23 protein-coding genes and 1 tRNA gene are annotated in these 17,502 nt (G+C 65.9%); 12 read left to right on the top strand and 12 right to left on the bottom strand.

Annotated elements, in window-relative coordinates; all coding sequences use genetic code 11:
- On the bottom strand, positions 1–1,413 hold the full coding sequence (gene leuC, locus L1088_RS01165) for a 3-isopropylmalate dehydratase large subunit (RefSeq protein WP_234553369.1): 1,413 nt from the start codon (positions 1,411–1,413) through the stop codon (positions 1–3).
- A gap of 168 nt (positions 1,414–1,581) precedes the next feature.
- On the opposite strand from leuC, the gene L1088_RS01160 reads away from it, so the two are divergent.
- The 5 genes from L1088_RS01160 (at position 1,582) to L1088_RS01140 (ending at position 4,339) form a co-directional block, all read left to right on the top strand.
- Positions 1,582–2,151: an apolipoprotein A1/A4/E family protein gene (locus L1088_RS01160; protein WP_234553368.1), complete on the top strand. Its 570-nt coding sequence runs from the start codon at positions 1,582–1,584 to the stop codon at positions 2,149–2,151.
- 45 nt (positions 2,152–2,196) lie between these two features.
- Positions 2,197–2,283, top strand: a tRNA-Leu gene (locus tag L1088_RS01155).
- A 47-nt stretch (positions 2,284–2,330) separates the two neighbouring features.
- Positions 2,331–3,344 carry a tryptophan--tRNA ligase gene (trpS, locus tag L1088_RS01150; RefSeq protein WP_234553367.1) on the top strand — a complete coding sequence of 338 codons (1,014 nt, stop codon included), beginning with the start codon at positions 2,331–2,333 and terminating at the stop codon, positions 3,342–3,344.
- Entirely contained in the window at positions 3,341–3,988 is a 648-nt protein-coding gene (locus L1088_RS01145) for a chromosome segregation protein ScpA (RefSeq protein WP_234553366.1), read from the top strand. Before trpS ends, L1088_RS01145 begins: the two co-directional genes overlap by 4 nt.
- Positions 3,989–4,045: 57 nt before the next feature.
- A complete protein-coding gene (locus L1088_RS01140) occupies positions 4,046–4,339 on the top strand; it encodes a nucleotidyltransferase family protein (protein ID WP_234553365.1) in 294 nt (97 codons plus the stop codon).
- 27 nt (positions 4,340–4,366) lie between these two features.
- Here the strand turns inward: L1088_RS01140 and L1088_RS01135 are convergent, their stop codons facing one another.
- Entirely contained in the window at positions 4,367–4,738 is a 372-nt protein-coding gene (locus L1088_RS01135; RefSeq protein ID WP_234553364.1) for a CCDC90 family protein, read from the bottom strand.
- Positions 4,739–4,785: 47 nt separating this feature from the next.
- Between L1088_RS01135 and L1088_RS01130 the strand changes: the two genes are divergently transcribed.
- From L1088_RS01130 to L1088_RS01120, 3 genes are read left to right on the top strand one after another with little or no spacing between them, the layout of a single operon-like run.
- Positions 4,786–5,337, top strand: coding sequence for a Uma2 family endonuclease (locus tag L1088_RS01130; RefSeq protein ID WP_234553363.1), 552 nt, complete (start codon positions 4,786–4,788; stop codon positions 5,335–5,337).
- A 27-nt stretch (positions 5,338–5,364) separates the two neighbouring features.
- On the top strand, positions 5,365–5,913 hold the full coding sequence (locus L1088_RS01125; RefSeq protein ID WP_234553362.1) for a winged helix-turn-helix domain-containing protein: 549 nt from the start codon (positions 5,365–5,367) through the stop codon (positions 5,911–5,913).
- Positions 5,910–6,437: an IS630 family transposase gene (locus L1088_RS01120; RefSeq protein WP_234553361.1), complete on the top strand. Its 528-nt coding sequence runs from the start codon at positions 5,910–5,912 to the stop codon at positions 6,435–6,437. Before L1088_RS01125 ends, L1088_RS01120 begins: the two co-directional genes overlap by 4 nt.
- 75 nt (positions 6,438–6,512) lie before the next feature.
- Here L1088_RS01120 and L1088_RS01115 read toward each other — a convergent pair whose 3' ends face one another.
- From L1088_RS01115 to L1088_RS01095, 5 genes are all read right to left on the bottom strand, one after another.
- Positions 6,513–6,863 carry a prepilin-type N-terminal cleavage/methylation domain-containing protein gene (locus L1088_RS01115; RefSeq protein WP_234553360.1) on the bottom strand — a complete coding sequence of 117 codons (351 nt, stop codon included), beginning with the start codon at positions 6,861–6,863 and terminating at the stop codon, positions 6,513–6,515.
- Positions 6,864–7,085: 222 nt separating this feature from the next.
- Entirely contained in the window at positions 7,086–7,697 is a 612-nt protein-coding gene (locus tag L1088_RS01110; RefSeq protein ID WP_234553359.1) for a prepilin-type N-terminal cleavage/methylation domain-containing protein, read from the bottom strand.
- The gene (locus L1088_RS01105; protein ID WP_234553358.1) at positions 7,694–8,140 is read right to left on the bottom strand and encodes a type II secretion system protein; all 447 of its coding nucleotides are present in this window, start codon (positions 8,138–8,140) and stop codon (positions 7,694–7,696) included. Before L1088_RS01105 ends, L1088_RS01110 begins: the two co-directional genes overlap by 4 nt.
- Entirely contained in the window at positions 8,137–8,574 is a 438-nt protein-coding gene (locus L1088_RS01100) for a GspH/FimT family pseudopilin (RefSeq protein WP_234553357.1), read from the bottom strand. Before L1088_RS01100 ends, L1088_RS01105 begins: the two co-directional genes overlap by 4 nt.
- A complete protein-coding gene (locus tag L1088_RS01095) occupies positions 8,571–9,407 on the bottom strand; it encodes a hypothetical protein (protein ID WP_234553356.1) in 837 nt (278 codons plus the stop codon). Before L1088_RS01095 ends, L1088_RS01100 begins: the two co-directional genes overlap by 4 nt.
- A gap of 786 nt (positions 9,408–10,193) precedes the next feature.
- Here L1088_RS01095 and L1088_RS01090 point away from each other — a divergent pair.
- A complete protein-coding gene (locus L1088_RS01090) occupies positions 10,194–11,384 on the top strand; it encodes a thiolase family protein (protein WP_234553355.1) in 1,191 nt (396 codons plus the stop codon).
- On the opposite strand, the gene L1088_RS01085 is transcribed toward L1088_RS01090, so the two are convergent.
- The 4 genes from L1088_RS01085 to L1088_RS01070 form a co-directional block, all read right to left on the bottom strand.
- Entirely contained in the window at positions 11,381–11,734 is a 354-nt protein-coding gene (locus tag L1088_RS01085; RefSeq protein ID WP_234553354.1) for a HepT-like ribonuclease domain-containing protein, read from the bottom strand. The two genes, L1088_RS01090 and L1088_RS01085, sit on opposite strands and share 4 nt — an antisense overlap.
- Positions 11,721–12,026, bottom strand: coding sequence for a nucleotidyltransferase family protein (locus tag L1088_RS01080; protein WP_234553353.1), 306 nt, complete (start codon positions 12,024–12,026; stop codon positions 11,721–11,723). The genes L1088_RS01085 and L1088_RS01080 overlap by 14 nt, the downstream gene beginning before the upstream one ends.
- A 39-nt stretch (positions 12,027–12,065) precedes the next feature.
- A complete protein-coding gene (locus L1088_RS01075) occupies positions 12,066–12,374 on the bottom strand; it encodes a DUF503 domain-containing protein (protein ID WP_038047197.1) in 309 nt (102 codons plus the stop codon).
- A gap of 158 nt (positions 12,375–12,532) precedes the next feature.
- Positions 12,533–14,998 (bottom strand): BamA/OMP85 family outer membrane protein, encoded by a 2,466-nt coding sequence (locus L1088_RS01070; RefSeq protein WP_234553352.1) that lies wholly within the window; start codon positions 14,996–14,998, stop codon positions 12,533–12,535.
- 45 nt (positions 14,999–15,043) lie between these two features.
- Between L1088_RS01070 and L1088_RS01065 the strand changes: the two genes are divergently transcribed.
- Genes L1088_RS01065 through L1088_RS01055 form a run of 3 tightly spaced genes read left to right on the top strand, consistent with a single transcriptional unit; the run spans position 15,044 to position 16,971 of the window.
- Positions 15,044–15,871 carry a purine-nucleoside phosphorylase gene (locus L1088_RS01065; protein WP_234553351.1) on the top strand — a complete coding sequence of 276 codons (828 nt, stop codon included), beginning with the start codon at positions 15,044–15,046 and terminating at the stop codon, positions 15,869–15,871.
- A 3-nt stretch (positions 15,872–15,874) separates the two neighbouring features.
- Positions 15,875–16,510, top strand: coding sequence for a YggS family pyridoxal phosphate-dependent enzyme (locus L1088_RS01060; RefSeq protein WP_234553350.1), 636 nt, complete (start codon positions 15,875–15,877; stop codon positions 16,508–16,510).
- A gap of 8 nt (positions 16,511–16,518) precedes the next feature.
- Complete coding sequence (locus L1088_RS01055) at positions 16,519–16,971, top strand: DivIVA domain-containing protein (RefSeq protein ID WP_234553349.1); 453 nt, start codon at positions 16,519–16,521, stop codon at positions 16,969–16,971.
- Here the strand turns inward: L1088_RS01055 and L1088_RS01050 are convergent.
- Positions 16,913–17,497: a YdcF family protein gene (locus L1088_RS01050; RefSeq protein WP_438948055.1), complete on the bottom strand. Its 585-nt coding sequence runs from the start codon at positions 17,495–17,497 to the stop codon at positions 16,913–16,915. The two genes, L1088_RS01055 and L1088_RS01050, sit on opposite strands and share 59 nt — an antisense overlap.
- Positions 17,498–17,502 lie beyond the last annotated feature (5 nt).

Genomic DNA, 17,502 nt, shown 5'->3' with positions numbered 1-17,502 from the left:
TTACCTCCCAATCCCAAACACCTCGCGGGCGTCCGCGATCTCGCCCGTCACCGCCGCCGCTGCCACCATCAGGGGGCTCATGAGGACCGTGCGCCCCCTGGGGCTTCCCATGCGCCCCTTGTAGTTGCGGTTGGAGGAGCTGGCGGCCAGTTCGTCCCCTTGCAGGCGGTCCGGGTTCATGGCCAGGCACATGGAGCACCCCGGGTTCCGCCACTCAAACCCCGCCTCGCGGAAGACCTCGGCGATGCCCTCCTCCTCGGCCTTCTGGGCCACCCACTCCGAGCCCGGCACCACCAGGGCCCTAACCCCCTTCTTGACCTTGTGGCCCTTCAGGAAGCGGGCCACCTCCCGGAGGTCCGAAAGCCTAGCGTTGGTGCAGCTCCCAATGAAGGCCACCTGGATGGGCACCCCCTTGATGGGCTGGCCGGGCTTCAGGCCCATGTAGGCCAAGGCCTCTTCCGCCACGGGGCGCTCTTCCTCGGGAAGCTCCTCCAGGAGGGGGATCCTACCGTCAATGGGCACCGCCTGCCCGGGGTTGATGCCCCAGGTGACCGTGGGGGGGATCTCCTCGGCCCGGAAGGTGACCACGTCGTCATAATGGGCGTCGGGATCGGAGGCGAAACTTTTCCAACGCTTTTTGGCCTCCTCCCACTCCGCCCCCTTGGGGCTATAGGGGCGGCCTTCCAGGTAGGCGAAGGTGGTCTCGTCGGGGTTCACGTAGCCGATGCGGGCCCCGCCCTCGATGGACATGTTGCAAAGGGTCATGCGGCTTTCCATGTCCATGGCCTCCACGGTGCTTCCCCCGTACTCATAGGCGTAGCCCAACCCCCCCTTCACCCCCAGGTGGCGGATGATGTGCAGGATCACGTCCTTGGCGTAGACCCCGGGGGCGAGCCTCCCCTCCACGTTGATGCGCCGCACCTTGAGCCGGCTGGCGGCCAGGGTCTGGGTGGCGAGTACGTCCCGCACCTGGCTGGTGCCGATGCCGAAGGCCACCGCCCCGAAGGCCCCGTGGGTGGAGGTGTGGGAATCCCCGCAGGCGATGGTCATGCCGGGCTGGGTCAGGCCCAGCTGGGGGCCGATCACGTGCACGATCCCCTGGTTCCCGCTTCCCAGGTCAAAGAAGGTGATCCCGTGCTCCTTGGTGTTCTGCCGGAGGGCCTCCAACATGCTCTGGGCCAGAGGATCCTGGAAGGGCTCGGTGCGGTCGTGGGTGGGGACGATGTGGTCCACGGTGGCGAAGGTGCGGTGGGGGTAGCGCACCTTGAGCCCCAGGTCCTTCAGCATCCCGAAAGCCTGGGGGCTCGTTACCTCGTGGAGGAGGTGCAGGTCGATGAAAAGCTGGCTTTGCCCGCTTCGGAGCTTCCTGACCTCGTGCGCTTCCCAGACTTTTTCGTAAAGCGTTTTTCCCATGCTCCCTCCCTTGCAAAAATCCCCCGGGTTTTGGGCCCGGGGGAAGGCAACAGGGCTTCCCTAAGCCGGGCCTGCCCGGCCTAGGTCTAGCAGAAAGCCCCGCTGCATTGTCCTATAGCCTACGCTTCCTTTGCCCCGGGGTCAAGTGCTGTGCTAGCCTGGGGGTAGATGACCACGGAGGAGCGCCTCTACAAGTTGGAAGGAATTGTGGAAGGGGTGATGGCCACCCTCCCTGAACGGGTTACCGCTTTGGAAACCCGCATGGATCTTTTGCGCCAGGAGATCAAGGCGGAACTTGTGGCCCTACGCCAGGAGTTCAAGGATGACATGGCGGTTTTACGCCAAGACCTCAAGGGGGACATGGCGGCCCTCGAGGGGCGCTTTAAGGAGGAGATGGCCACCCTTCGCCAGGAGCTCAAGGGGGAAATGGCTTCTTTACGCCAGGAGTTCAAAGGGGACATGGCTTCTTTACGCCAGGAGTTCAAAGGGGACATGGCTTCCTTACGCCAGGAGCTCAAGGCGGTGATGGGGGCTTTGGAGGGGCGTCTTGGGGAGCAGATGGCGTCCTTGCGGCAAGAGCTCAAGGGGGATGTGGCTTCCCTGCGCCAGGAGCTAGAGGGGGATATGGCTTCCCTGCGCCAGGAGCTAAAGGGGGATATCAACACCGCCCTAAACCGCCTCATGCTCTACTTCAGTGCCCTGGCGGTGATCCTGGCCCTCCTCACCCTTTGGCGCTAGGGCTTGACGGGGATAAGGGCCTTCCGTACAATGACCCTTGCGTCTGCCGGGGTGGCGGAATTGGTAGACGCGCACGATTCAGGGTCGTGTGCCCGCGAGGGCGTGCGGGTTCAAGTCCCGCCCCCGGCACCAGGAAGGCCCCCGCAAGGGGGCCTCGCCCTTTTGCTACACTTAAGCCCATGACGCGGGTTCTCTCCGGCATCCAGCCCTCGGGGGAGATCCACATCGGCAACTACCTGGGGGCCATCAAGCAGTGGGTGGAGCTGGGGGAGAGGTTGGGGCGGGAGGCTTTCTTCTGCATCGTGGACTACCACGCCCTCACCAACCCCCTGGCCTACGACCCCGCCACCCTGGCCCGGCGCACCTTTGAGGCGGCCCTGGTGAACATGGCCGCTGGCCTCAACCCGGAAAAGGTGACCCTCTTCGTCCAGTCCCACGTGCCCGAGCACACCGAGCTCTCCTGGGTCTTCACCACCCTCACCCCCCTGGGGGACCTCACCCGCATGACCCAGTTCAAGGACAAGGCCGCCAAGCAGGAGGCGGTCTGGTCAGGCCTCCTCATGTACCCCGTGCTCCAGGCGGCGGACATCCTCATCTACAAGGCGGACACCGTCCCCGTGGGGGAGGACCAGGTGCAGCACATCGAGCTCACCCGGGAAATCGCCCGGCGCTTCAACGCCCTCTTCGGGGAGACTTTCCCCGAGCCAAAGGCCCTTCTGAACCCCGAGGCCCCCAGGGTGCCAGGCATAGACGGCAAGGCCAAGATGAGCAAGTCCCTAGGGAACACCATCGGCCTTTTGGAGGACGAAAGGAGCATCTGGGAAAAGATCCGCCACCTTCCCGACGACCCCCAGAGGATCCGCCTTTCCGACCCCGGGGACCCGGAGCGCACCATCGTCTTCACCTACCTCTCCTACTTCGCCCCCAAGGAGCTGGTGGCGGCCCTGAGGGAGGAGTACCGCAAGGCGGGCATTGGCACCCTGGTGGTGAAGCGGATCCTCTTTGAGGAACTGATGAAGACCCTGCGCCCCATCCGCGAGCGGGCAGAGGCCCTTAAAAAGGACCCCGACTACGTGATGGACGCCCTCCTGGAAGGGGCCAAGCGCGCTCGGGCGGTGGCGGCGGCCACCATGGAGGAGGTGCGGGAGAAGGTGGGGCTCCTTCTCCCCACGAAGCGCCCGGTATTCCGGTGATCCGGCTGGAGTTTCCCGGGTTTGCCGGCACCCCGGTGGAGCTCCGGGAGGCCCTAAGGCGGGGAAGGCTTTCCCCCAAGGGGCTTCCCGTCCTCCTGGTGGTGGAGCAAGCCCTGGCCCAGGTGCCGGAGGACCTCCGGGCCCGGGCAGAGCTTCTTCCCCTCCTGGCCGAGCTTTTGGTGTTGAAGCTTTCCCCGGAACGGGCCCTCACCCCCAAGGAGGAGGGGGAGGAGGCCCCCATCGTGCGGGTGCTGGTGGACCTTTCCGAGACCGTGGCCTTTTTGGAGGAGCGCCTCAAGCGGCGGGCCCGGCTCCTTCCCGTGGCCCCGCCCCCGGTGCCCCGGCCCGCCCTACGCCTTTCCCCCAAGGCGCTCAAGGAGGCTGCCCGGCCCTTCCGCAAGGCGGTGCTGGCCCTGCCCCGGGAGGGCTTTGGCCTAAAGGAGGCCTGGGAGCGGTTGAAGGGCTTCCTGAGGGGGCGGGTGGCCTTCCACCGCCTGCCCTTGCGGGGCTGGGGGGAGCGGGTGGTGGGCTTCGCGGCGCTTTTGGAGGCACACCGGTTGGGCCTGGTGCGGCTAGACCAGGAAGAGCCCTTCGGCCCCCTTTGGGTGGAGGCGGAAGGGGCTTTGGAGGAGCGGCTGGCGTAGGGGGCTTGGGCGTTGGGAGGCGCTCCTGGGGTCTTGGCGCTTTGTAGAATGAGGGCGATGCGCCTCGAGGAGGTCCAAAGCAGGCTGGCCCCACACCTGGAGGAGTTGCGGCAGCGCTTTGGGGTGGAAGCCCTTTATCTTTTCGGTTCCACCGCCCGCGGGGAAGCCGGGCCGGGAAGCGATGTGGACTTCCTGGTGCGCTTCGCACGCCGCCCAGGTTTTCTGGGGTATATGGGCCTTAAGCTTTTTTTGGAGGAGGTGTTGGGCACACGGGTGGACCTGGTCACCGAGGGGTCTTTGCGGCCCGAGCTGCGGGGGCGGGTGGAGCGGGAGGCGCTAAGGGTTGCGTGACTGGCGGCTTTACGAGCGATGGCCTGTCTAGCGTAGCAGGGTGAGCAGGGCCAAGGCGGCGGCCAGGGCGGTGAAGTAGAGCATCAGCCGGTTGAGGGCGGCGTTGATGTCCCCCTTGACCTCCTGGCGCAGGGCCTGGATTTCTCCCATAACCTCCTGGTGCAACGCGTGAACATCCCCCTTGAGCTCCTGGCGCAGGGCCTGGATTTCCCCCCTGACCTCCAGCCGCAGGGCTTGGATTTCCTCCCTGACCTCCTGCCGCAGGGCCTGCAGCTCCCCCTTGAGCTCCTGCCGCAGGAGGTCCATGCGGTTTTCCACCCCCGCCACCCGGGAGGGGAGGGTGGCCATGACCCCTTCCACGATCCCCTCCAGCTTGTAGAGGCGTTCCTCGGTGGTCATGCCTGCCCTTAGGGTAGCATGTCGCGGGCGGGGTTAGAATGGGGCCCGTGGGAGAGGCCGCCAAGCTTCTCCGCCCCATGGGGGCCGAAGAGTACCTGGCCTGGGAGGCCTCCCAGGAGGAGCGGCACGAGCTCCTGGAGGGTGTACCCTACGCCATGGCCGGGGCTAGCGAGGCCCACAACCTTTTGGTGGGGAACCTCTATTTCCTCCTGCGCCCTGCGGCCCAGGCGCGGGGGTGCCGGGTCTTCTTCTCCGACATGCGCCTGCGGGTTTCCGAACGCACCTTTTACTACCCAGACCTGATGGTGGTCTGCGGCGAGGACCCCCACCCCCTCTACAAGGAACGCCCCTGCCTGGTGGTGGAGGTGCTCTCCGAGGGCACGGAGGCCACGGACCGCCGGGAGAAGCTCTGGCGCTACCGGGAGATTCCCTCCCTCCAGGGCTACCTCCTGGTGGACAGCCGCACCCGGCGGGTGGAGGGGTACTTCCGGGGCGCGGAGGGGTGGCTTTACCGGGTCTTTGAGGGGGGAGAGGTGGAGGTGCCCTGCCTGGGGGTGGGGATTGCCTTGGAGGAAATCTACAGAGAAGTGCTCCAGTAGGGCCCTCATTCCGCACCCTCTTCTTCCATGCCCCAGGTAGCCCGTCACCTGACCTTGAGGGAACTGGAGCGCAGGTACAAAAAGGCCAAGGACCCGGTGGAAAAGACCCGCTTCCAAGCCGTCTACCACGCGGCCAAGGGCCTCTCCGCCAGGGAGATCGCCCGCATCACCCTGCAGACCCCCCGCTGGGTGCACGCCACCGTGCGCCGGTACAACCTCCTGGGCCCCGAGGCCCTGCGGGATGGGCGGCACTCCAACCCCGGAGCCCAGCCCAAGCTCACCCCGGAGGAGACCCTAAAGGTGCTGGAGGCCCTGGAGGGTCCCCCTCCCGACGGGGGCTTGTGGACGGGGCCCAAGCTGCAGCGGTGGGTGGCGGAACATTTGGGGAAGCGGCTTTCCCTCGTCACGAGCGGAGCTCGTATCTTGACCCCCATCTACCGCCTACTCCAAGAGGCGGGGTTTGCCCTGCGGGTACCGCGCCCGGTGCACCGGAAGGCGGAGAGGGAGGCGCAGGAGGCGTTCAAAAAAAACTCCGCCAAGAGGTGGAGGCGGCCCGGGCAGCGGGGCGAAGGGTGAGGGTATTTGCCTACGATGAGCACCGGTTGGGGCTGAAGCCGGTGTACCGGCGGGTGTGGGCCCGGCGGGGGGAGAGGCCCAAGGCGGTGGTGGCGCACCGGTACCGGTGGTTCTACCTGTGCACCTTCGTGGAGCCGGAGACGGGGGAGAGCCTGAGCCTTCTGGTGGATGGGATAGACACCGAGGTGATGAGCTGGGCCTTGCGGGAGTTTCGCGGGTGGCTTGGGGAGGAGGAGGGGGAGGTGTGGGTGGTTTTGGACCGGGCGGGGTGGCACGTGTCCCCGAGGGTGGAGGTGCCCGAGGGCATCCGGCTGGTGTTTTTGCCTCCCTACTCCCCGGAGCTGCAGCCGGTGGAGCGGGTGTGGCCTTTGGTGAACGAGGCGGTGGCGAACCGGTACTTTGCGGACCTGGAGGCCTTGATGGAGGCGGTGGAGAGGCGGTGGTTGGCCCTGCAGCGGGACCGGGAGCTCCTCAGGAGGCACACCCTCTTCCACTGGTGGCCCGGGGCGAAGGGTTCTGCGTGAAAGGGTATGAGACAAAGGGGCCAGAAAGGAAACCCCGCCTCGGCGCAAGGCCAAGGCGGGGGGTAGTTACCAGAGTCAATACGTGGCCGTGAATGTGTTACCCGCCTGGGATTCGACCGTTACGGTCCACTTCCCCTGACCGTCATAGGCCACGCTGCAATCAGCTACCCCGTTAGGCAACTTATTCGGGGCTCCTTCGGCTTGGAGCTTGGCATCAGTACAAGAAGTTACGTCAGTGACATCTATGCCCGCTGTGTCGGCGGCGGCAATCCAGGTAACCACCTGCCGGGCGAAGGCTTGGGCGGCGCTGTCCGTGGCCCGCTTACGGGCGTTCAGCACGTTGGGGATCAAAACCGCAGCCAGGATGGCGATGATGGCAATGACGATCAGGAGCTCAATCAGGGTAAAGCCTTTTGCGTTCCGCATACCTCTATCTCCTTAAGGTTTTCCCGCGCCTTCATGTATTGCGCGGCCATGAGTGCCTTTTGCCTATTGCCGACCTGCCTTCACCGCTTTACCTTCTATCTCTAACCCTGCTCTCACCTCCTCTCGCCCGCCATTCTCGGGGGCTTCTCCTGCCCTTGTCAACCCCCCCGTTTGGGGGGTCAGTCTCAGGATGGCAGGGGGGTGTGAAAGGGGTGTGAAAACTTAGGGAGCGTTCCTGGGGTAGATGCGCACCTGGTAGGCCTGGTTGTTCCCCGGCACGTACACGATGCGGGTTCTCTCGCGGGCTTTCAATCGGATGTTGAGGGTGATCCGGGTGGGGTTCGTGTCTACCTGGAAAAAGCTCAGGTTGGAGTCGTTGTCCACCAGGTCCAGGACCACGTAGGGTTGGGCGTTGGTGAAGGAGGTGGCGGTACAGGATTGGCCGCCCAGGCGGTACTCCCGGAGCATGCGGGTATTGGCGTCCGCCCAAGGGTCAGGGGCCTTGTAGTCGTCGCCCACGGCGCTTCGGTTTTCCAGGCGGTAGGCCCGGAGGGCGCAGCTGGTCGCGCTCTCGGGCACCAGCACCGCAAGGCAGGAAGGGGGGGCGCAGGTTTGGCCGTTCACCTGGGCGGAAGTGAGGACCGCTTTGGCCTCCTGGAGGGTATCGGCGAGGTAGCCTGAGGCGTCTTTGAGCTCCTCCAGAAGCTGGGCCTGGACCCGCGCGGTTCGGTTGGCGGCCAGCGTGCTTTGCATGAAGGAAAGCAGAGCGGCGGTGAAGATGCCCAAAACGGCGATGGCCACCAGGATTTCCAACAGGGTGAAGCCTTTCCTCATGGCGCCCACTCCCGGTAAAAGGTGAAGGTCCTGCCCCTGTCCTTGAGTTGGACCTCGAGGGCCACCAGACGGCAGGCCACGGGGGTGTTGTTTTGGTTGCAGGTCACGGTGCAGGTGTACGTTGACCCTGCGTCTGTGCAGGAGGAGAACGTTAGGGCGGCGCTGGTGTCCATGCGCCCGGCCGCCTTCAGGCTCACGCTGAAGCCCTGGGTTTGCGCCGGCTTGGGAACGTTGAGTACGTAGCTGGTCCCCGAGGCCGTGTAGCTGGACTCCTTCACCGCCCGTTCCAGGAAGTCCTTGGCCACCACCACGGCGCGGGCCTCGAGGCCTGCGCTTTGGTTCACGCGAAACAGACCCAAAAGCGAAGAGAGGACTATGCCGCTGAGGAGGCCGAAGATGGCCAGAGCCACGAGGATTTCTACTAGAGAAAAACCCTTTTTCATCGCACGATCACCTTTCCGATGACGCCGACCACGTGAACGGAGCGCTGCAGCTGGGCGCGCTGGTGGGTGAGGGTGAATTTCTTCAGGGGAGCGTCGGTGGTGCCGTAGGGAGGGTGGAACACCACCGAGAGGGGAGGTGTGTTGGCATAGTTGGTGCTGATGGTGATTTCCTTGAGGGTCGTGCTTGGTTGGTTCAGGTTGTCGCAGTTGGTGCCGGAGGCCCAGCCATTTTGGAAAACCTTAACGCAGCGAGAGCTGTTGCTCCGCTTGGCCTCTGCCCGGGCCTGTTGCAGGGTCCAGGCCAGGGAGCGGGCGGCCTCATCCAGCTGGGCTTGGGCCCGCCAGCGAAGGTAGTTGGGTGCCACCAGGGCCAGGAGCACACCTATGATCCCCAGAACGATCAGGACCTCTAAGAGGGAAAAACCTCGCCTCACCGCCGCCTCCACGTTCCGGCAATGGGGGTTACGTTGACCGTGCCAGCGGAAGCCATGCGGAGCCGGTGTAGGACCAGGGCGCTGTATTCAATCTTACCCTCCTGGTTTTTCGCCTGGGTACCCGCAATTTTCGTTTCGCAGTCTTCGCTGCTGCACCCGATATCGGCTTTGCCTTCCACCACCACGGCCCCAGTGATGGAGGCATTCCCCTGCTGATCGTAATCCCCGGCCACGTAGATGAGCCCCTGGAAACCGCTTCCGCACGAGCCGTTTACGGTGAGTTCCCCAAAAACCACCAGGATACCTTGGCCACAGATGGAGCTGTTTCCGGTGAGGTTTAAGGGGCCGTTCACCACCTTGAGCTCCCAGTTGCTGAGGTTGCCGTTGAACGAGCTGGAAGGCGGGTAAAGGCGGAGAAATTCCTGTTTGCTCATGCCAAAAACCCTTTGGAAGAGCTGGTCGCGGTCAGCGGGGACAAGGGGGGAGTTGGGGAGTTGTCCGTTTTGGATGTTGGCCCCGCCATCGGTGTCGATTCCCAGATGGCTGGCCACACCCACCACTTGGGGAATGAAGGGAGTTCCCTCCCCTATTTGGCTCGGCGAGGGCTCGGAAGTGGTCCACGAAACGGTGATGCGTTTGGCCTCGAGGTTGATCCCTTGGATGGTTCCCTCGTACCCGCCCACCTTGAACTTCTGCCCTACCACCAGACCGCGCACCTCGCTTAGGGTAAAGGTCTTGGTGGCCGCGTCGTAGTCCTTCACCCCATACTCCACCAGGCCCACGGGAGCCAGGGGCAGGATGACATCGGTTGCGCTAGGGGAAAATAAGGGCAAAAGGGTGAGGGTATTCCCGGACTTGGCTTCCACTCGGTAGGTCTTGGCTGTGCCTCCCGTGGGAATTTGAATATAGCCACCCACGGGAATAAGGCTGGCATCCGCCACGCTCAGGGTAAAGGTTTGCCGCTTCCCATTCTGTTCAGGGGGTACAAGCAACTGCGTGTTACTCCCTATGACGACCTGAGTCAGGCCAGAAGCGGGAAATGTCCGGGGCAACACGCCAGTGCTAGTGGCAAAGTTCTCCCCTATCACTTTGGCATTACCCCGGACTTCCACCCTAGGACGCGAGGTGAGGGCGGCGGGTATAGCTCCCAGGATACCGCATCCCACCTGGAAGCTCTTTTCCAGCCTGGCCTTCGCCCCGCCGTATTCGGCTACCGCTTCCACCGTGATGGTGCCACCGGTTTGGGGGAGCTTGGGAATGCCGTTCTCCTGGAGGGTTCCCGCTTTGTACACGTAGGTGGCTTGGGCCGCGGGGCCACCCTGAGCTGGAAGGGTGTAGTCGGTTGGGGCATTGCCCCCACACCCTGCCTTTCGCAAGAGTACCGGTAGGGCGTCCAGGGCACTTTCGGAGATGAGGAAAGCCTGGTAGACCGCCCGTTCGGTGGCCGTTCCCTTTAGGGCGCCCAGGGCCATGTAGCTGGTGGCTGCCAGCAGGCTCACGAACACCACCAGGAGTACGATCAGGGTAATTGGCGTGGCTATACCTTTCCGCATGGCATCTTCAGGATGCTCCTTACTGAGGCGGCGCGCATCCCCCATATGGGGGGGTATGATGGGCCTATGGGCGAGGTCTACATCGTTTCCGCGGCGCGCACCCCCATCGGCCGGTTCGGGGGGGCGCTGAAGGATGTGAGCCCGGTGGAGCTTGGAGCCCACGCCATGCGGGCCGCTTTGGCCTGGGCGGGGGTGGAGGGGAAGGATTTGGACCTCTACGTGTTCGGGAACGTGCTAAGGGCTGGGCACGGGCAGCTCCTTCCCCGGCAGGCGGCCCTCAAGGCGGGCATCCCCAAGGAGGTGGACGGGTACCAGGTGGACATGGTCTGCGCCTCGGGGATGATGGCCGTTATGAATGCCGTGCAGTTCCTGCGCACGGGGGAGGCGCACCTGGTGCTGGCCGGGGGGATGGAGTCCATGAGCCAGGCGGGCTTCTACCTCTCCCACCGGGCAAGGTGGGGGTACAAGTTCCTCATGGGGGCGCCGGAAAACCTCCAGGACATCCTCCTAAGGGACGGGCTTTCCGACCCCTTTTCGGGCGAGGCCATGGGGGAGCAGGCGGAAAGGCTCGCCCAGGACTATGGGGTGGGCCGGGAGGAGGTGGACGAGGCCGCCTTCCTCTCCCATAAGAGGGCGGCGGAGGCCACGGAGAAGGGGTTCTTCGCCCAGGAGATCGCCCCCATGGAGCTTCCCGGGAAGAAGGGGCCGGTGGTGGTGGACCGGGACGAGGGGATAAGGCCCGAGACCACCTTGGAGTCCCTGGCCGCCCTTAGGCCCGCCTTCCGGAAGGACGGCATCCTCACCGCGGGGAACGCCAGCCAGATCTCCGACGGGGCGGCGGCCCTTCTTTTGGCCTCGGAGGAGGCGGTGAAGGCCCACGGCCTGAAGCCCCTGGCCCGGGTGCTGGGCGGGGCCTGGGCGGCGGGGGAGCCCTGGCGCTTCCCCGAGGCCCCCATCCCCGCGGTGAAGCGTCTGCTGGACCGGCTTGGCATGCAGATTGAAGACTTCGGCCTTTTTGAGAACAACGAGGCCTTCGCCCTCAACAACGTCCTCTTCCGCCGCCTTCTGGGGGTGCCCTACGAGCGCCTCAACGTCTTCGGGGGGGCGGTGGCCCTGGGCCACCCCATCGGGGCCAGTGGGGCCAGGATCCTGGTCACCCTCCTGAACGCCCTAAGGCAGAAGGGGGAAGAAAGGGGCCTGGCGGCCATCTGCCACGGCACCGGGGGGTCCACGGCCTTTGGGGTGGAACTGGTTTAGGCGCCCAGCTCCTCTAGAATCTGCTCCAAGCGGGTGAGGAGGTGGGGGAGGTCCTGCTCCACGATGGCTCCCACCACCTCCATGTCCACGTCGAAGTACTCGTGGATTAAGCGGTTCCGGGTGTCGGCGATCTCCCGCCAGGGAACCTCGGGGTAGCGTTCTTTGAGCTCTTGGGACAGGCCCCTGGCGGCCTCCCCTAGGATTTCCAGGAGGCGCACCACGGCCAAGGCGGTGGTGTCCTCTGGGGGGAGGGAGGCCAGGTTCTTCCCTTGCCCCAGCTCCAGGGCCCTTTGCGCCGCGTCCCGCATGTGCAGGAGCCGGACCCTATCCGAAACCCTAGGCGGCCTCATAAAGGGGATGGGCCTCCCTTAGGGCCTCCTCGCGGAAGTAGCGGCTGAGGCTCTTCGCGGTGTGGAGGTCCACCTGCCTCCCGAACAGGCGGGAGAGCTCCTCTTGCAGGCGCACGAAGCCCAGGCCCGGGACTTGGCCGGGGAAGAACTCCACCAACAGGTCCAGGTCGCTTGCCTCCGAAGCCTCTCCCCGGGCGAAGGAGCCGAAGAGAAGGAGCCGGCGCACGCCGTAGCGCTGACAAAGCTCCTGGAGGCGCTCTCGATCGGTGGTGGGTAGAAGGCTAAGGTTCACCCCTTCCATCTTACCCCGCTAGCTTCCGGGGGCGTGTCCCTAGACCAGGCCATCCAGCTCGAAGGCCTCGAGGCGGAACTCCTCCAGGGCCACCCTAAAATCCCCCTGCAGGGCCAGGAAGCGGGCGGCCTCGCGCAAGGTGGCCTCCACCCAGGCGGGGTCGTTGCCCAAGACGCTCAGGCCCACCACCTCAAAGCCCCAGGCGTCCAGGCCGTGGAGCCGGGCGGCGGAGACGGGGAAGCGGGCTTTTACCCTTTCCAGGGCGGGCTTGATGAGGGCCCGCTTTTCCTTGAGGCTCCGGGCCGGGGTTTCCAGCCTGGCGGTGTAGAGGCCCAGGTAGGCTTTCATGGCAGAAACGCCGGGCGGCGTCAAGAACAGTTTGCGTTAGCCCGCGCCTTGGCGCAACCAAGGGTCCATGCGTGGGGGTTGCCGAATGGGCAGAGAAAGGACCGATGCCCAAAGCCCTTTCTGGGGCCCCCGTGGGGGCGCAAGCCCCCACGGGGTGCTTAGAACATGGGGCCGATGCGGAAGTGGAGCCGGCCTGTGGGGCTTTCCGGGCTGAAGGCGTAGTCCAGGCGTAAGGAGGGGAGGAGGGCCCCGAAGACGTCCAGGTCCAGCTGGAAGCCAATGCCCGCGCCCCACTTCACGCCGCCGGTGTTGTCGGCGATGCCCAGGTCGGCGAAGAGGATGCCGTAGAGGTTGGTGCCACCTTGGGGGGAGAGGTTGAAGTTGTAGCGGTATTCCAGGCTTCCGGTGGCGAAGGAAAGCCCCCCATATTTGCGATCCTCGTAGCCCCTGAGGAGGAAGGCCTCGGCCCCGCCCCCGGAGAGGAAGAAGCGCTCGCTTTCCGGGGGGAAGCCGAGGAGGGTGCCTGCGGACACCCTGAAGGCCAGGGCCTGCCGCCTTTCCTCGTCCAGGCCGAAATAGGTCTTGCCCGTGGCCACCAGCGGCACGAAGAAGCTGCGGCCTCCCGTGTCCGGGAGGGAGAGGCCGAGGCCGGTGGAGAGGCCCGCCTCGTAGCCCTGGGTGCGGAAGCGGGGGTCGTCCACCTCCAGGTAGCTTACCCCGGTGTCCAGCCGGAGGGTCCAGCCGGGGGTGGGGAGGAGGCTTTGGGCCAGGGAGGGGTCCTTGTAGCCGTTGCCGTCGCAGTACTTGGGGTCGGCGGGGTTCGTGACCGCGGGGTCGCAGGGGGCGTTGGGGTCATAGACCTCGAGGGCATACGTGGACCGCCGGGCGGAAAGCCCCAGGGAGAGGCGCAGGTTCTCCAGGTCCTTGGCGAGGGGGCGGGAGAGGCTTAAGGTGCCCCCGGTACGCCTTTCCGTGTACTCCCAGCCGGTGTCCGCGCTGCCTTGGAGGAGCTTGTTGTTGCCGATGGGGGTGGAAAAGAGGCCGGTGGAAACGCTGGTGCGCACCTCCTTGAGGTCCCAGTAGTCCAGGTAGAGCCAGGGGACGGTGTAGGAGAGGGAGAGGGAGAGGTTGTCCTTGGCCTCGTTTTGCAGGAAGGACAGGTCCAGGCTCACCTGGTGGGCCAGGCCAAAGAGGTTGGTTTCCTTAAAGCTCAGGCTCCCCGACCAGCCCTCCAGGGAGCTCCAGCCGATGGCGGGTTGGAAGAGGCCGGTGCGGGCTTCCTTCAGGGAAAGGACCACCACCACCTGGTCCTCCTTCTCCCCGGGGGCTAGGCGCACCCCGGGGGGCTCGGCCAGGAGCCCGGTGGCCATGAGCCGGGCGATCCCCTGGCGAAGGGCCTGGACGCTGAAGAGGCTACACGGCTTGGGAAGCTCCCGCAGGATGACCTCCTCCTGGGTGCGGTGCTGCCCCTGCCACTCCAGGCGGTAGCCCCCGATCTTGAGCTCCAGGACCTGGAGGCGGAAGGTCCCGTCCTGGAAGCCGAAGCGCACGTCGGCCACCTCGAGGCCCTTCTCCTGGTAGAAGCTGGCGATGCGCCTCGCGTCCTCCTGGGCCAGGGCTGGGGTGTAGACCTCGCCCGGCTTAAGCCGCAAAAGCGCCTGCAGGGCTTCGGTGGTAAAGGCCGTGTTCCCCGTGATCTCCACCCGCTCGATCCTGCCCCCTTCCAGGCCCAGCTCCAGGCGCACCACCACCCCTTCCCCTTCCGGGGCCAGGGTGAAGTTCACCACCCGGGAAAGCCCTTTGGAAAGGGCCTGCACCCCTTCCAGCAGGCGGTCGTAGCGCAGATAATCCCCCGGCTTTAAGGGGAAGAGGGAGAGGTCCAGGCCCTCCCCCTCCACCCGCACCACCTTGAGCTCCCGCACCCGCACGGTGAGAACCCCTTCCTGGAGGGTGCTCCCCTCGAGGTCAGGGCCACTAAAGCGGTAGCCCGCCCCCTCGTAGCGGAGGGCGATGCCCTTTAGGGCCTCCTGGTATTTGCCGAAGTCGAAAGGGCCTTTCAGGGGCTCCAGGAGCCGCAAGAGCTCCCCTTCCGGAAGCAGGGTTGCCCCCGCAAGGCGCACCTCCTTGACCTCGGGGGCTTCGTCCACCCGGAAGGTGAGGACCATCCTTCCCCCTTGCTCCTTGGCCTCCACCGACACCTTGGGCAGGAAGGGGAAGCCGTTTTGCCGGTACGCCTGGGCCAGGCCCTGGGCCGCCTCCTGGGCCCTTAGGGGATTGTAGGTAGCCTCCTGGCCGATGGCGAAGTTCTGTTCCAGGAAGCGCAGGAGGACTTCCTGGGGGAAGGCCTTGGCCTCCACCTTCACCTCGGCGATGGGGGGGTAGGGGGTGAGGAGCACCCTCAGGAGGTCTCCCTCCAGGCGCACCTCCACCTGCTGGAAGTAGCCCGTGGCCAGGAGGGCCTTCCGGGCTTCTTCCAGGTTCCCGGGTTCGTCCCCCACCCCGAAGGGCAGGGCCGCCCGGGCTAAGGCCTGCAGCACGGGGTCGCCCCCTTCCACCACCACCTCGCGGAGGGGGGCGGCCAGGGCCAGAAGGCCTAGGAACACCAAGGCAAAAAGCCGCTTCATGGCGGGAAGCTTACCAGAGGCCGGTGAAGGGGGCGTGAGAGTAGAATGGCGGGCATGGAGGTCTACGAGAAGATCCAGGAGGCCGTGGCCTACATCCGCTCCAAGACCGGCTTCGTGCCCGAGGTGGGGATCGTCCTGGGCTCGGGGCTTGGCCCCTTGGCTGAGGAGGTGGCCCTGGAGGTGGAGATCCCCTACGGGGAGATCCCCCACTTCCCCCTTTCCACCGCCCCCGGGCATGTGGGGCGGCTGGTATTGGGGGAGCTTGAGGGCAGGCGGGTCTTGGTCTACCAGGGCCGGGTCCACTACTACGAGGGCTACTCCGCCGAGGAGGTGGTCTTCCCCGTGCGGGTGGGGTACTTCCTCGGGGCCAAGACCTTTATTCTTACCTCGGCGGCGGGGGGGCTCAACCCCAGGTTCCAGGCGGGGGGGATCATGCTTCACCTGGACTACCTCAACGTGGCTGGGGTCAACCCCTTGCGGGGGAAGAACGACGAGCGGCTCGGCCCCCGCTTCCCGGTGATGTTCGAGGCCTACGACCCGGAGCTCAACGAGCTGGCCCGCAAGGTGGCGCGGAAGCAGGACCTGCACCTCCTCGAGGGGGTCTACGCCTGGTTCCTGGGGCCCAGCTTCGCCAGCCGGGCGGAGCTCAGGATGCTCCGCGAGCTGGGGGCGGACGCCATCGGCATGTCCACGGTGCCTGAGGTCATTGCCTTGCGCCACCTGGGGGCCCGGGTGCTGGGGCTTTCCACCATCACCGACATGGCGGTGCCCGAGAGGGAGCACCACGCCACGGAGCAGGAGGTCTTGGCGGTGGCGGCCAAGACCGGGCCCATTTTCCGCCGCTTCGTGCGGGGCATCCTGGCCGAGCTTTAGCCCATGGGCCTGCCCCAGGTTTTGGAGGCCATGGAAGCCGCCTGCCGCCGCGCGGGGCGGCGGCTGGAGGAGGTGCGCCTGGTGGCGGTGACCAAGGGCAGGAGCGTGGAGGAGATCCAGGAGAAGGTCCTGCGCTACGGCGCCTTCCCCTTGGGGGAGAGCCGGGTGCAGGAGGCCTTGGGGAAGATGGAGCTTTTAGAGGCCGAGTGGCACCTCATCGGGCCCTTGCAGCGCAACAAGGCCAAGTTCGCCCCCCGGTTCGCCCTTATCCACTCCCTGGACTCCCTGCGCCTGGCGGAGGCCCTGGACCGGGTGGGGGAGAAGGTGGGGGTGAGGCTTAGGGTCCTGGTGGAGGTGAACCTGGGCCGGGAGCCCCAGAAGCACGGGTTTTTGGAGGAGGAACTGCCCGAGGCCCTGGCCCGGGTGCGGGAGATGCCTCACCTGGAGGTCCTGGGCCTCATGACCGTGCCCCCCATCGGGCCGGAAGGTATGGTGCGGCCCATCTTCCGGAGGCTTTCGCGGCTGGCCGACCGCTTTGGCATTCCGGAGCGCTCCATGGGCATGTCCGACGACTTCCCCATCGCCATTGAGGAGGGGGCCACCCTGGTCCGGGTGGGCCGGGCCCTTTTTGTAGACTGAGGGACACCATGGACCTTACCCCCCTAGACGTGCGCTACCAGGAGTTTCCCACGGGGCTTCGTGGCTACCAGAAGGAGGCGGTGCGGACCTATCTGGCCCAGGTGGCCGAGGTCATGGAGGGTCTCATCCGCGAGAACGAGGACCTTCGGGAGCGGGTGAAGTCCCTGGAGGAGGAAAACGCCCGCCTGAAGGAGGCGGAGGGGGAGCTGAAGCGGGCGGTGGTGGCCGCGGAGAAGATCGCCCGGGAGCTCAAGGCTCAGGCGGAGCGGGAGGCGGAGCTCATCCGTAAGGAGGCCTTGGCCGCCAAGGAGCAGGTGCTCCGCGAGGCGGCGGAGGAGCTCAGGCGTCTTAGGGGGGAGGTGGAGCGGGCCAAGCAGGAGAAGGCCCTCTTTTTGGGCCAGCTTAGGGCCTTGCTGGAGGGCTATCTGGACTCCGTGCGGCGCTTGGAGGGAGGGTCTTGAGGCCCTTCCCCCCGGGGAGGGGCTTGAGGCCCAGGTAGAGCCAAAGGCGGTAGAGCCCTTCCCGGATCCAGTACGCCCAAGGGTAGGGGCCGGGCACGGGGTGGCCCTCGGCTTCCAGGCCCAGGAGGCGCGCCAGGAAGAGGGCGCGGGGCAGGTGGGGGGCATCGGTGACCAGAAGCACCTTGCCCCGGAGGTGGGGCTTGAGGAAGAGAAGGTTCTCGTAGGTGTTTTGGCTGCGGGTCTCGCAGAGGAGAGCTTCTTTAGGCACGCCCTTGGCCTCGAGGTAGCGGCAGCCCACCTCCCCCTCGCTGAAGCGGTCCCCCGGGCTCCTACCCCCGGCCACGGCGATGCGGGGGGCCAGGCCCTGGCGGTAAAGGGCGAGGGCGGCCTCGAGGCGCCTTTCTAGGGCGGGGGAGGGCCTTCCCCCGTACTGGGCAGCCCCGAGGACCACGAGGAAGGCGTAGCCCCCTTGGGCGAAGGCGGCGGAGAGGAAGAGGGCGAGGGCGAGCCCGCGCACAGCCTCCACTCTAC

The organism is Thermus caliditerrae, from assembly GCF_021462525.1.
Lineage (GTDB): Bacteria > Deinococcota > Deinococci > Deinococcales > Thermaceae > Thermus > Thermus caliditerrae.
Note: the sequence above shows the minus strand (reverse complement) of the source record. Positions and strands in the feature narration are given on the sequence as shown.